Below are 14,423 nucleotides of genomic sequence, written 5' to 3'. Positions count from 1 at the left end.
TTTTGATCAAATTTCCTCCCAAAAATCCTGATCTAACGTTTTATCGGCAAGTTGCAATAAGCGAACCAAGTCATTAAATGTGGGTTGTGTTTCCATTGCCGGTAAGGCTTTCTGTAAACTCAATTTTTGATAGATCTTAAAGTACCACGCCAAGGTGCCTTCGTTTAATGGCGTTAACGAACGTTTTCCTAACCAATAAAAACCTTGTAAAGGCAACGAGATGATAAAAATAATCGTCAAAATGGTACTGGCGAACGAAGCAATATGATAACCGATGACAAAATATTGCCAGGCAAGGGTTAACAATAACAAGGGCATTAATAATTGTTGAGAAAATTTTGTCGCTTTAATAATTCTAGGTTCCGGGAAGATCATTTGCAGCTTTTTGATATGACTGATTTCTTGCCACATTGCAGCATAATTAACACCTTGTTTTAGCATATTGAACATAAATTAATCCTATTTTTTTAACCAATCTGACCCAAATAGGTTACACTTTTTTTGAAAAATTAAAAAAATTTTGCTTTTATTCGCTTTGAAATTTATTTTTTACGCATAACAGTGTATCCTATCGCCACAAAATTTATCATCCTGTTTATTCAAACAGATTACTCTTAATTCAACAAGATAGGTTATTTCAATGACGCAAAATCTTATTCTTATTCTTAACTGTGGAAGTTCATCATTAAAATTCGCTATTTTAAATCCTGAAAGCGGAGAAGAGAAGTTATCCGGTCTTGCCGAAGCATTCCATTTGCCTGATGCACGTATTAAATGGAAATTGCACGGTGAAAAAGGGAATGCTGAATTGGGTGCAGGTGCAGCGCATAGTGAAGCACTTGATTTTATCGTGAAACATATTTTCCCATTAGATCCGTCTTTAAAAGAGAATATCGCCGCAATCGGACATCGTATCGTACACGGTGGTGAACGTTTTACAGCGTCAACTATTGTTGATGAAAGCGTTATTGAAGGCATTCGTGAAGCAATTCAATTTGCACCGTTACACAATCCTGCACACTTAATCGGAATTGAAGAGTCTTTCAAAATGTTCCCTGAATTGAAAGATAAAAATGTTGTCGTGTTTGATACTGCTTTCCACCAAACTATCCCTGAAGAAGCATTCTTATACGCATTGCCATATTCAATGTATAAAGAACACGGTGTTCGTCGCTATGGTGCACACGGTACCAGCCACTATTATGTAACTAAAGAAGCAGCGAAACGCCTTAATATTGCTGAAGATAAAATTAATGCGATTACTTGCCATTTAGGTAATGGCGCATCAGTTTCTGCAATTCGTCACGGTAAATGCGTTGATACTTCAATGGGCTTAACTCCATTAGAAGGTTTAGTAATGGGAACACGTTGCGGTGATGTTGATCCGGCGGTCACATTCTTTATGTCAAAAACATTGGGAATGAGTATGGATGAAATTGAGCTTACTCTTACCAAAAAATCCGGGTTATTAGGCTTAACCGAAGTAACCAGTGATTGCCGTTATGCGGAAGATAATTACGATAAAGAAGAAGCGGCAAAACGTGCTTTAGACGTTTTCTGCTATCGTTTAGCAAAATATATCGGTAGCTATATGGTTGCTGTGGGTGAACCGATTGATGCAATCGTATTTACCGGCGGTATCGGCGAAAATTCTGCGCACGTTCGTGAATTGACTTTAGCGCATTTAAAAACTTTTGGTTATAAAGTTGATAAAGAACGTAATCTTGCTGCGCGTTTTGGTAACGAAGGTGTGATTACTACTGAAGATTCACCTATTGCTATTGTAATTCCGACAAACGAAGAATTAGTGATTGCACAAGATACAGCACGTCTTTGCGTTAAATAATTGTTTTTCTGAACTGCCGATAAATTATCGGCAGTTTGTTTTTTATTCCTGAGTAAGAAGGTTATTATGTCAAGAACTATTATCCTGATTCCAATCAGTACCGGCGTTGGCTTGACCAGTGTCAGTTTAGGTTTAATCCAAGCCCTTGAGCAAAAAGGTGCAAAAATCGGTTTTATGAAACCGATCTCTCAGCCTATCAGTGGTGAAGATACTTTAGATAGAACCACGTCTATTCTTTATCAAAGCCCAACTATTGATACCGCGAAAACATTTTTATTAAGCGAAGCGGAAAATATGATCGGACAAAACCAAACCGATGTATTGTTGGAAAAAATTGTTGAACGTCATCAAATCTTAGCAAGAAACAATGAAATTGTCGTGGTCGAAGGCTTAATTCCAACTCGCAAAAACTCTTATGCCAACAGCATTAACTATCGTATTGCGCAGGCATTGGATGCGGAAATTATTTTAGTTACAGCACCGGCAACCGATACACCAGTAGAACTAAAAGAGCGTGTTGAAGCGGCAGCCTCTCTTTTCGGTGGTAAAAATAACCCGAATTTATTGGGTGTGGTGATTAATAAATTCAATGCACCGACAGACGAAAGTGGACGTACTCGTTTGGATTTGGCAGAGATTTTTGATTCTTTCCAACATAATGATCTTAATGCACACACTGTGTATAAACTTTTTGAAAAAAGTCCGATTCGTGTGCTTGCCTGTGTTCAGTGGAATCCGGAATTGGTTGCCAGCCGTGCAATCGACATCGCTCGCCATTTAGGCGCATCCATTTTAAAAGAGGGTGAAATTAATAAACGTCGTATTCGTGGTATTACCTTCTGTGCAAGAAGTTTACCGCACGTCATTGAACATCTTAAAGCTGGAAATTTAATGGTAACTTCTGCTGATCGCCCTGATGTAGTTGTAGCGATTGCTTTAGCGGCGATGAATGGCGTTGAAATCGGGGCAATGTTACTTACTGGTGGATACCGTTTAGATAATAATGTGGCTAAGTTATGTGAACGTGCTTTTGAAACCGGATTACCAATTTTCCGTGTTGAAGGTACAACTTGGCAAACTGCATTAAGTTTGCAGAGTTTTAATCTTGAAGTGCCGATTGATGATAAAGAGCGTATCGAAGCCATCAAAGATTATATGGCACAACAGTTCAATAAAGAGTTGATTGAATCTTTAGTGGAAACAACTTCTAAAGTTCATCGTTTATCACCGCCGGCATTCCGTTTCCAATTAACCGAATTAGCGCGTAATGCGAAAAAACGTATTGTATTGCCTGAAGGGGATGAACCTCGAACTGTTAAAGCTGCGGCACTTTGTGCGGAACGTGGCATTGCGGAATGTGTGTTGTTGGCAGATCCGACTTCCGTTGCACGTGTTGCCGAAGCACAAGGCGTACAGCTTGGTAAAGGTATTACCATTATTAATCCTACCGATGTGCGTGAAAATTATGTGGCTCGTTTAGTAGAGTTGCGTAAAAACAAAGGTATGACAGAAGTCTTGGCGCGTGAACAGCTCGAAGATACCGTTGTGCTGGGTACAATGATGCTTGAAGCAAATGAAGTTGACGGCTTAGTTTCAGGAGCGGTACATACTACTGCGAATACTATTCGTCCACCACTTCAATTAATTAAAACTGCGCCGGGTAGTTCATTAGTTTCTTCTGTGTTCTTTATGTTATTGCCGGATCAAGTACTTGTTTATGGGGATTGTGCTATTAACCCTAACCCGACAGCAGAAGAATTATCTGAAATTGCGATTCAATCAGCAGATTCTGCGAAAGCATTTGGTATTGAACCTCGTGTTGCAATGATCTCTTATTCAACTGGTACTTCTGGTAAAGGTGCGGATGTTGATAAAGTAAAAGAAGCGACTCGTTTAGCGAAAGAGAAACGTCCAGATCTTATTATTGATGGTCCATTGCAATATGATGCCGCAGTTATGGAAGATGTGGCACGTTCTAAAGCACCAAATTCACCGGTGGCAGGTAAAGCGACAGTCTTTATCTTCCCTGATTTGAATACCGGTAACACCACTTATAAAGCAGTACAACGTTCAGCAGATTTAATCTCTATTGGACCGATGCTTCAAGGTATGCGTAAACCGGTTAATGATTTATCACGCGGTGCATTAGTGGATGATATTGTTTACACCATTGCCTTAACCGCAATTCAAGCAACCCAAAACTAATCATTCATTATCTTTTATTATTAAAAGAAATCAGCTGGCGTAAATCGTTGGCTGATTTTTTTATCTGCTGAATTTGGTTAGGGTAGAGATAAAAATAGATTTGTAGATGGATGAAAAATAAGTAATCAAAGGAACTTAGAAAAGGAGATAATAAAACAAAGAAATAGATGATAGGTTAGGAAAAATACCCCCCCCCACTGAGGCAAATATGTGCGAGGGGCCATTAAGAAATGTATCTTAATTATTTAATGCCCATTGCAGCTTTAGATTGTTTTAGTTGCTCAAGTGCTTGAGTACAACTTTGATCTTGTGCAGAGGTAGGTAATGCAGCAAATTGTTGTTTTGCAGCTTCATATTGTTGTTTATATGCGTCAGCTTGTGCTTGTGGCATTGCTTTAAGCATACCTTCATACTCTTCAAAATATTTTTGGCAAGAAGGGGCTAAATCAGCAGCAGACGCACTCATCGCTACGCCAAGTAAAGATAATGATAAAATTAATTTTTTCATCGTTAGATTTCCTTCTAAGTAAAAATCAAATAAGAAAAATGCCTATTATTTAGGCGAGAGAAGTATAACATAACTAAAATGGAGTATCGAGGTAATATAAGAAAAAATAAAGGCGTAATACTACGCCTTTATCAGAAGATAGGATTAAAGTTTAAAATCCTCAAAGTCATCAACATCAACTTTAGAGTCAATTTGACCCACCAAATAGGAGCTGACCTCCACTTCTTGTGGTGCAACCTGTACATTGTCTGACACCAACCAAGCATTAATCCAAGGAATTGGGTTGGAACGCGTGGTGAACGGCAGTGGTAAGCCGACCGCCTGCATACGAATATTGGTGATATATTCTACATATTGGCACAAAATATCTTTATTTAAGCCGATCATTGAACCGTCTTTAAACAGATAGTTTGCCCACTCTTTTTCCTGTTCGGCAGCAGCAACAAAGAGATCATAGGCTTCTTGTTGGCACTCTTCGGCGATTTCTGCCATTTCCGGATCATCTTGACCTGCCGCCATAATATTTAGAATATGTTGTGTCCCGGTAAGGTGAAGTGCTTCATCACGCGCAATAAATTTGATGATTTTCGCATTGCCTTCCATTAATTTACGTTCTGCAAAAGCAAAAGAGCAGGCAAAAGAGACGTAAAAACGGATCGCTTCCAATGCGTTAACACTCATCAAGCAGAGATAGAGCTGGCGTTTTAAATTGCGCAATGTTACTTGATATTCTTTACCGTCAACGGTGTAAGTGCCTTCGCCATAAAGTGAGTAGAGTTGTGAATCACGAATTAAATCATCGTAATAAGCCGAAATATCTCTTGCTCGTTTGATAATTTCTTGATTGGTGACAATATCATCAAACACAATCGAAGGATCATTAACAATGTTACGAATAATGTGTGTGTAAGAACGGGAATGAATGGTTTCCGAGAAGGTCCAAGTTTCAATCCAAGTTTCTAATTCCGGAATGGATACCAATGGCAACAATGCCACATTTGGGCTACGACCTTGAATTGAGTCGAGCAGTGTTTGATATTTTAAATTACTGATAAAAATATGTTTTTCGTGTTCCGGTAAAGACTGATAGTCAATACGATCTTGAGAAACATCCACCTCTTCCGGACGCCAGAAGAAAGAGAGCTGTTTCTCAATAAGTTTTTCAAAAGTTTCATATTTTTGTTGATCGTAACGTGCCACATTCACGTTTTGCCCGAAAAACATCGGCTCTTTAAGTTGATCGTTTTTATGTTGTGAAAAAGTGGTATAAGCCATTTTTATTTCCTCGAATTAGATACCGACAATAAAAAGGTCAGAAGCACTGACCTTTTTATTAGAATTAAATCTTACAAGCACCGCCGGCGCAGCCATCATCAAGATCTTCTTGACTGTCTTCGGCACCGTCACGTGTATTTTGATAATAAAGCGTTTTTACACCATATTTATACGCTGTCAACAAATCTTTTAACAACACTTTCATAGGCACTTTGCCGTCTTCAAAGCGTTGCGGATCATAATTGGTATTAGCCGAAATGGATTGGTCGATAAATTTTTGCATAATCGCAACTAAATGCAAGTAACCATCGTTATTCGGAATATCCCAAAGCAATTCATAATTTTCACTTAAATTTTCATAATCCGGCACGACTTGACGCAAAATACCGTCTTTCGATGCTTTAATGCTGACAAAGCCACGTGGCGGTTCAATACCATTGGTTGCATTAGAGATTTGTGAAGAGGTTTCTGACGGCATTAATGCGGTTAATGTTGAATTACGTAATCCAAATGCCTGTATATCTTTGCGTAAACTCTCCCAATCATAGTGCAATGGTTCTTTGGTTAAACTATCTACATCTTTTTTGTATGTATCTATCGGTAAGATACCTTTGGAATAAGTAGTTTCATCAAAGAATTTACAAGGTCCGAACTCTTTTGCTAATTGGTTTGATGCCTTCAATAAGTAATATTGAATCGCTTCAAAAGTGCGGTGAGTTAAATCATTGGCAGAACCGTCCGAATAACGCACACCGTTTTTGGCTAAATAATAGGCATAATTAATAACACCGATACCTAACGCACGACGACCCATTGCCCCAATTTCAGCTGCTTTCACTGGATAGTTTTGATAATCCAATAAAGCATCCAATGCACGTACTGCCAAATCAGCTAAATCTTCCAATTCATCCAAATTGTTTAATGCACCAAGATTGAATGCAGAAAGGGTACAAAGCGCAATTTCACCATTTTCATCGTGAATATGTTGCAACGGCTTGGTCGGTAACGCAATTTCAAGGCAGAGATTGGATTGACGCACCGGTGCCACTGCAGGATCGAACGGCGAGTGAGTATTACAATGATCTACATTTTGGATATAAATACGACCGGTTGATGCACGCTCCTGCATTAATAATGAGAATAATTCGATAGCTTTAACAGAGCGTTTACGAATATTCGGATCCTGTTCATATTTTAGATAGAGTTGTTCAAATTTCTCTTGATCGGCAAAGAAAGCGGCATAAAGCCCTGGAACATCAGATGGACTAAACAGAGTAATGTCCGCACCTTTAATCAAACGTTGGTACATCAATTTATTTAATTGAACGCCATAATCCATATGACGAACGCGATTGTCCTCAACGCCACGGTTATTCTTTAATACTAATAAACTTTCAACTTCTAAGTGCCAAATTGGGTAATAAACCGTTGCAGCACCACCGCGAACACCACCTTGAGAGCAAGATTTCACTGCTGTTTGGAAATGTTTATAAAATGGGATACAGCCGGTATGGAACGCTTCTCCATTACGGATTGGACTGCCCAATGCACGAATAGCTCCGGCATTTACGCCAATTCCGGCACGTTGTGACACATATTTCACAATAGCGGCAGAAGTTGCATTAATTGAATCTAGACTATCATCACATTCAATTAATACACAGGAGCTGAATTGACGAGTTGGGGTACGAACACCCGCCATAATTGGTGTCGGCAATGAAATTTTAAAAGTGGAAGTTGCATCGTAAAAACGGCGAATATAATTTAAACGAGTTTCTTTTGGATATTGTGCAAATAAGGAAGCTGCAACCAAAATATATAAAAATTGTGCAGATTCATAAATTTCACCGGTTACACGATTTTGGACGAGATATTTCCCTTCCAACTGTTTGACTGCCGCATAAGAGAAAGTCATATCGCGCCAATGGTCGAGATAAGTATCCATTTCATCCCATTCTTCACGGGAATAATCTACTAAAAGAGAAGCGTCGTATTTTCCCATACGAACTAAACGCTTTACTTGTTCATAAAGACGAGGTGGCTCAAAATGACCGAAAGCTTTTTTACGTAAATGGAAAATAGCTAAACGAGCAGCAAGGTACTGATAGTCTGGAGTATCTTTACTGATTAAATCTGCAGCAGATTTAATGATTGTTTCGTGGATATCGGAGGTTTTAATGCCTTCATAAAATTGAATATGTGAACGCAATTCTACTTGCGAAACAGAAACATTCTCTAAACCTTCTGCCGCCCAAGTAATTACACGATGGATTTTATCCAAGTCGATAGGCTCTAAACGCCCATCACGTTTAGTTACTCGAAGTGATGTATTCATTAATAAAGATCCCTAACACAATATGTTGTATTCTGAAAAAAATTTTTGTCAATATAATGTGTTTAGAGAAAAACTCAAGCAGAAAAATTTTTTGAAATGAGCGATCTATAATTGACAAAAAATAACTTATTTAAAAATAAAGGATTTCTTAATCTGAGCGTAAATCTGTTCGTACAAAAAGAAAACAGTGCAAGGTTAAGTATAATAATTTTAATAAATTTCGTTTAAAATCAACAACATAACTAAAAATTCATCAGAATAGGATGATTAAATTAAAAAATGTATTAATTAAAACTATCTATACGATATTAAATGGGTTGGAAATATAAGATATTAAAAATAAGAATGGTGCGACCGGGTTATCTTTAAAATCTAATTAAATCAAACATTTATAATTGATGGTGTAAATCGGTGTAATTGATGGTTTTATGTTCAATTTTTTATTGATTGCTTAATAATTGTTTAATTTTGCGTTTTTCGTCATCGGACAGTTGTTGAATTAAGGTTAAAGTTAAATCATTAGCAATAAGTTGTGATGTTTTGGTGGAGTGGGAAAATTGCAGGTTGAGGACAAAACGGTGGCCACATTGTGGGTTTAAACATTGGCAATAAATGCGGCTAAGTTCCGGGTGTTCTTTTTGTGTTTTGGTAATGGCGGATTTGTGATGGCAAACTTTGCAAAAGACTGTTAATGATTTTGGCATAGTAGACAATAGCGTAAAATGTTGTTTTGCCATTATAGCAGTCTAGACGTATAGAAGTCTATTTTTAAAATAGACTTCTAGATAGTGTTGAGGTGCTTAATCTTTTTTTAAGTTGCGATAAATTTCACAAAGTTTTTTAATGCCTTGCGGTCGGGTGCTTGCTAATTCGGACAAAACAGCATCGAATTCAGTAGCAAGATCGGCATCAAGTCTCAGTGAAATCGCCTTAACCTTACCTTCTTCAAGTGCTTTTTTATTGTAAGCGGCAGCAGTTTTCGCGCGTAGTTTTTTGCTGTGTTCGGTGTTGCTATTTGCCATTTCTTTTTACCTCTTGCTTTTTGTGTTTATGTTGTTTATAGTGTTTAGGAATTACCTAGCGGTCGTGCCAGCAACCGCTAGGATTTGGTTCATTGCTAATAGGCGTTTGCGCTAATCGCCATTAGTAAAATGAACAGGATTATTAAAGCAATGTGACGCATAATCCTAATTCCTATTCAATGCCCCGTAACTGAACAGGTCGGGGCGTTCCTGTTTCTAGCCCTTGCTAGATGCGTTTATTATATTCAATATAATAATAAAATGCAAGAGATTTTTAATAAAAACCGCTTTTTAGCGGTTTTTTGTTGAGAACTTAATAAATTATTTTGCCTTTATTTGCTTATCTCTTTTAAATAAGATTTTGTTTTTATTGCTGATTTCTGGGTCTTTGTTGATTTGTGCCGCAATAAAATCTTGTAGTGGGTATGCCTCGGTTTCGCGGTATGCCGCTAAAATTTTTAATGGGTCACCTAATCCGCCGGTGTTGCTCGGGATAATGCCGGATAAGCCGGGTGGAAAGCGGTGAGCGGTTAAAACGTCTTGCGCGGAAATGTTTTTAATGCGGTCAAATTCGTCTTTTCTGCCGGTGTCGCCAACGGAGATTAATTTCACGCCGTCAGGGTTGCCGTTAGGGATGTTGATAAACATACTTTTGAAATTGCCAACGCCTTTTGATTGTTCAATTTTTTTTCTGATGGCGTCTTCCGCATCTTGATCTAAGTCGGGGTCAGTAGTGTAGAGAATGAAGCCCATATGTGCACCGTTTGAGTAGTAACGACGGCGAAAAATGGTGGCGTCACTGTTTAATAATGCGGACTCAATACCGCCGACGTAATCCGGCGCGCCGTAGGTTTGTTGTAGCGGATCATAGAGTTTAAGGAAAATAATGTCGTTTGTTTCGTAGTGGTAATATTGCGCCGTGTCGTTGTAGAGCGATTTGCGCAGCAAATAGAGATAGTTGCCGTCTTGTTTAACACGTAAATAGAGGGACGATAACACGTGCAGGCGGATAACCTCACCAAACACATTGCGAATTTTTAGTAGGGCAACATCGCCAAACTGGATAAGGTTTAAGCAGAGTGTTTTCATATCAACAAAGTCGCCGACAAAGCCGGCACTGACAATATTGGCACGACTTTGCAGGATGCCGCAATGTTGGGCGTTGTGATATGGTAGTTTTGCTAAAATAGCCCGATTATAGGGCGGCAGGTAACAATTTAAGGTGTTATCAACAACAAGCCCTAAATGTTCAAGTCCGCTCGGCTCGAAAAGATTAAACGCTTGCGGCATCTGTTTCGTTACCGCTTTATTTTGCTTTTGTTTTAAATAATATTTAGCCATAGTTTTTCCTTTTAGTTTAGTTTAATGCCCACGTAGAGCGTCGGCGCGGTTTGTTGTTTAATTCTTTGCGGTTGATAGCGTTAGCAATTGCCCAAAACACATCAGCGTGTTGATTCTGGCTGGTGCGTTCTGCAACAAAGGTGGCCCTATCGCCAGATTTTGTAGTAGTTTGTTTAATCATCAGAAATGCTGCCGGAATATCAGACTCTTGGTTTGACCATTCCAACATATTTTTTTCGATTAAATGGTGTACTTTTAAGACGAGTGCCGCTTTGCTTTCTACACTATAAATAATCGGCACGGTTTCACGCCGTGCAAACAAGGTGATCATTTCATACACGCCCACGCCAACGCCGCTGGTGTCAATGCCGATATAGCTCACGTTGTAGCGTTGGTAGATTTGTTTAATCTGTTCCGCTTGATAGCTATAACTTAAGCCGTGCCATTGGTGGCGTTCTAGGATGCGATATTTTTCGCCAGGCAGCACTGGCGGAGCAATCACCACAAAACTTGCGCCGTCGTAGCTTTTTGCCGGGTCATAGCCGCACCACACTTCACGGTTATCAAGAGGGCGGTCGCTATCCGGCTGGAAGTCTTGCCATTTGCTAATGTCGGTTGCACATTTGAGCAGTTGCGAAATGTTGAAAATGGAGTCGGCATCATCAATCCATTTACACATAAATAACTGATCAAATGCAGCTTTGTTATATTTGCGCTTTAATGCCTCAAGGTCGAACAGCTCGCCGGCACCGCCGGCTAATGCGTCATCAATGGTGATAACGTACCGCCATTGACCATCAGGGCATTCACGACCGCCGTCACGCATCTCTTGTATGCTTGGGAATGGTATATTTTTGCGTTTTGCATCTTTGCCGCGCCAGTCATCACCGTTCCAAAATTGGTAGGCACTATGTCGGGTTGAGCTTGGGGTAGTAAAGTAGGTTTCACGCCATTTTTTATGCGTTGCCATTGCGGAGGCGACAGTATAAAACTCGGTAAAATTGCGTAGCCACGCATATTCATCGCCGTAGATATGCCCGTGATAGCCTTGAGCGGTGCTTTTGTTAGTCGATAAAAAGTGCAATTCTGCACCGTTGCTTAAAACAATAGGATTCCCTTTTAGCTCAACGTTAAAGAACTGCAATGCCATTTTGCGGATGTAGGTTAAGAAAATTTCCGCTTGCCGTTTTGAGGCAGATAAAAAGATTTGGTTATCACCGGTTAAAATAGCGTCTTCTAACGCCTCAAAGGCGAAATAGTAGGTCATACCGACTTGTCGGGATTTTAAAATATTGCGCACTTTTCGGTGTTTATTATCTCGACAAGTCAATTGATATTTGAATAACGTATTTAAAAACGGTTGCATCATTTCCGGCGTGACGTGCGAAATGTCGTTTTTCTTGCGCCGTTTTGATTTTTTGCTTTGGCTTTGATCCGGCTGTTCGTTGTGCCGGTCGTTATATGTCATTGCTGCAGTGCTTTTCGCCGCTTGTGTAGCACGTTGTTTTTTATACTGCAGGTCTTTGTCGATAAGCGATTCCAACTCTTTAATTTCTTGTTCGCTTTTGTTTTCGCGGTCGACCAGCGTCAAAATGCGCAGCGAGATCAATTCCTCAACGCCGTGTTCATTCAGCAGGTTGCGCCAGTTGTATTTTTCCGCCCAATAGTAGATGGGGCGCGCACTGTTTAGCTTTAATTCTTGTGCAATTTCTTGCGGCGTGAATTTTTTTAAATAGAGGTGTTTGGCGGCGTAGATAATCTCGTCGCTATAACGTGTTGATTTTCTGATTCTTAATTTTGTTTCTTTCATAGGCGTAATTTTGCGCACTCTTGGCTAAAAAATCGTGTAGCAATTTTCGGAAATGGTCGGAAATGCGAGGATAACCGACCATATCCGACCATTTCCGAATTTTGGCGGATGCAATTTGTGCAAAAAAATCACAAGATAGCGGCAGATTTATTTTTAAGCGTGGAGAGAGTGTAAAAAATGGCAGATAAATTGGAGCTTGTAACCGATTTTGTTTGTGTGGCAACCAGCGGTAAAACCGCAGACGGTCGGGAGATTTCAGCGGCAGACTTGCACGCAATGGCGAAGAATTATGATCCGTCAGTCTATACCGCGAATATCTGGTTGGAACATTACCGCTTTTTGTCAAATTTTGGGCAAGTCAAAGAGCTGAAAGCAACAGATGAAGGCGGAAAAACAAAATTGTATGCTCGGTTGGCACCAAATGCGCGCTTGCTTGAGCTAAACAAAGACGGAGTCGGATTATTTACCAGCATTGAAATTACACCAAATTTTGCCGATACCAACGCCGCCTATTTGACAGGTTTAGCCGTCACAGACAGTCCGGCAAGCATTGGCACAACGCAGCTCCATTTTTCTAAGCGTATCAAAGATGATGTGATTGTAGGGCAGCCGGAAAAACTGGAAGCGACCTTATTTACTAAAGAAGAGCAGCAAGAGTTATCAGCATTAAAACGCTTTTTTACGCGTCTTTTTAATTCCAATTCCGAAAATAATAACAACAAAGAGGAAGAGTCAATGAACGAACAGCAATTTGCACAACTGGAACAAACGATCACCGCGGCGATTGCGGCAGGTTTTTCCGCTATTAAGTCAAAACCAGAAGTAGAGCAAGAAAAAACAGAGCCGGCAAATTTTGCAACGAAAACAGAAAAAGAAGAGCCAGCAAAATTTGCCACAGAGCAACAAGTAGCAGAGTTGACGGCAAAAGTGGAGCAGTTGACAGAAGCGTTTAACAAGGCAACGCAACACGCAGTGACAGAAGTTCCACAGGGTGAGCCGACAAAATCGGCGTTAAATTTTGCCGTTTAAGCGGTCGGAACAAATAAAAAAAGGGGACAAAATGAGACGTAAGGCGGAGTTTTATTCATTTTTGCGCAATGTCGCAAATTATTACGGCACAGACGTAGATGCATTAATTCGGGGCGAGTCGTTTGCACTTGAAGTGCCGAAAGCAGCGGAGCTTGGCGAGAATATTCAGCAGCGATCTGAATTTTTAAAATCCATCAATCTTGATTATGTGACCGATTTGTCAGGCTACAAATTGCGTGGCGCAACAGAAAAATCAATTACCGGACGAAAGAAAGACGGACGCTATTTGGCACGTTTAGACCATACACAAGGCAAATATCAGCTGGCAGAGACCGACAGCGGCATTATTGTGCCGTGGGCAATGTTTGATAATTTTGCCCGTTTTGGCGACCGTTTGGCGGCGTTGTATGCCGAATTTGTACAGACGCAAATCGCCCTCGACCAATTAAAAGTTGGCTGGTATGGCAAATCAGTTGCGGAAAACACCTCGGCAGCAGATATGTCGGATGTCAATAAAGGCTGGATGCAGCTTGCACGCGAGGAGAAGCCGGAGAACGTGATGGAGGACGGTGCAACGGTCGGAAAAATTAAAATTTTCGGCGAGGGTGCGGACTTTGAAAATCTTGATCATTTAGCGGCAGAGCTAAAAAGCGGCATTGATTTGCGTCACCGTGATCGTAATGATTTAGTCTTTTTAGTCGGTGCGGATTTAATCGGCAAAGAAGCGGAATTAATCAATAAAGCACACGGCTTAACGCCGACAGAAAAGGCGGTATTAGGTTCGCAAAACTTGCTCGGGGCATTTGGCGGTATGCGTGGCATTGTGCCACCGAATTTCCCAGCACGTGGTGCAGTGGTGACAACATTATCCAACTTGTCGATTTACGTGCAGGATGCCAGTGTGCGCCGTTCGTACAGAAACGACGAGGACAGAAAAGGCATTGTTGACAGCTATTACCGCAACGAAGGTTATGTGGTTGAAGATGCCGGCTTATTTACCGCAATCGAATTCGAAAACGTTAAATTACCGGGCGAAGACGACTAACTGATTG

The 14,423-nt window shown here is 40.2% G+C and carries 12 protein-coding genes; 4 read left to right on the top strand and 8 right to left on the bottom strand.

Annotated features, from left to right (window positions below):
- Window positions 1–6 precede the first annotated feature (6 nt).
- Window positions 7–450: a terminus macrodomain insulation protein YfbV gene (yfbV, locus tag P375_RS08000; protein WP_018346632.1), complete on the bottom strand. Its 444-nt coding sequence runs from the start codon at window positions 448–450 to the stop codon at window positions 7–9.
- Window positions 451–640: 190 nt separating this feature from the next.
- On the opposite strand from yfbV, the gene P375_RS07995 reads away from it, so the two are divergent.
- The gene (locus tag P375_RS07995; RefSeq protein ID WP_039135928.1) at window positions 641–1,846 is read left to right on the top strand and encodes an acetate kinase; all 1,206 of its coding nucleotides are present in this window, start codon (window positions 641–643) and stop codon (window positions 1,844–1,846) included.
- A gap of 66 nt (window positions 1,847–1,912) precedes the next feature.
- Window positions 1,913–4,051: a phosphate acetyltransferase gene (pta, locus tag P375_RS07990; RefSeq protein WP_039135926.1), complete on the top strand. Its 2,139-nt coding sequence runs from the start codon at window positions 1,913–1,915 to the stop codon at window positions 4,049–4,051.
- A 241-nt stretch (window positions 4,052–4,292) separates the two neighbouring features.
- Here pta and P375_RS07985 read toward each other — a convergent pair whose 3' ends face one another.
- The 7 genes from P375_RS07985 to P375_RS07955 all read right to left on the bottom strand — a co-directional run bounded on the left by P375_RS07985 (window position 4,293) and on the right by P375_RS07955 (window position 12,342).
- A complete protein-coding gene (locus P375_RS07985) occupies window positions 4,293–4,559 on the bottom strand; it encodes a DUF5339 family protein (protein ID WP_039135925.1) in 267 nt (88 codons plus the stop codon).
- A gap of 144 nt (window positions 4,560–4,703) precedes the next feature.
- On the bottom strand, window positions 4,704–5,834 hold the full coding sequence (gene nrdB, locus P375_RS07980; protein WP_013747238.1) for a class Ia ribonucleoside-diphosphate reductase subunit beta: 1,131 nt from the start codon (window positions 5,832–5,834) through the stop codon (window positions 4,704–4,706).
- A 64-nt stretch (window positions 5,835–5,898) separates the two neighbouring features.
- Window positions 5,899–8,169, bottom strand: coding sequence for a class 1a ribonucleoside-diphosphate reductase subunit alpha (gene nrdA / locus P375_RS07975; RefSeq protein ID WP_039135924.1), 2,271 nt, complete (start codon window positions 8,167–8,169; stop codon window positions 5,899–5,901).
- 440 nt (window positions 8,170–8,609) lie between these two features.
- Window positions 8,610–8,906 carry an ogr/Delta-like zinc finger family protein gene (locus P375_RS07970; protein ID WP_230587053.1) on the bottom strand — a complete coding sequence of 99 codons (297 nt, stop codon included), beginning with the start codon at window positions 8,904–8,906 and terminating at the stop codon, window positions 8,610–8,612.
- 63 nt (window positions 8,907–8,969) lie between these two features.
- Window positions 8,970–9,191, bottom strand: coding sequence for a hypothetical protein (locus P375_RS07965; protein ID WP_013747241.1), 222 nt, complete (start codon window positions 9,189–9,191; stop codon window positions 8,970–8,972).
- Between the two features lie 321 nt (window positions 9,192–9,512).
- On the bottom strand, window positions 9,513–10,532 hold the full coding sequence (locus tag P375_RS07960; protein WP_039135923.1) for a phage portal protein: 1,020 nt from the start codon (window positions 10,530–10,532) through the stop codon (window positions 9,513–9,515).
- Between the two features lie 16 nt (window positions 10,533–10,548).
- The gene (locus P375_RS07955) at window positions 10,549–12,342 is read right to left on the bottom strand and encodes a terminase large subunit domain-containing protein (protein ID WP_039135922.1); all 1,794 of its coding nucleotides are present in this window, start codon (window positions 12,340–12,342) and stop codon (window positions 10,549–10,551) included.
- A gap of 177 nt (window positions 12,343–12,519) precedes the next feature.
- On the opposite strand from P375_RS07955, the gene P375_RS07950 reads away from it, so the two are divergent.
- Window positions 12,520–13,371: a GPO family capsid scaffolding protein gene (locus P375_RS07950; protein ID WP_039135920.1), complete on the top strand. Its 852-nt coding sequence runs from the start codon at window positions 12,520–12,522 to the stop codon at window positions 13,369–13,371.
- A gap of 31 nt (window positions 13,372–13,402) precedes the next feature.
- The gene (locus tag P375_RS07945) at window positions 13,403–14,416 is read left to right on the top strand and encodes a phage major capsid protein, P2 family (RefSeq protein ID WP_039135919.1); all 1,014 of its coding nucleotides are present in this window, start codon (window positions 13,403–13,405) and stop codon (window positions 14,414–14,416) included.
- The last annotated feature ends 7 nt before the right edge of the window (window positions 14,417–14,423 follow it).

Source organism: Gallibacterium genomosp. 2 (assembly GCF_000771895.1).
Taxonomy (GTDB): Bacteria; Pseudomonadota; Gammaproteobacteria; order Enterobacterales; family Pasteurellaceae; genus Gallibacterium.
This window is presented reverse-complemented; position numbering and strand designations above follow the sequence as displayed.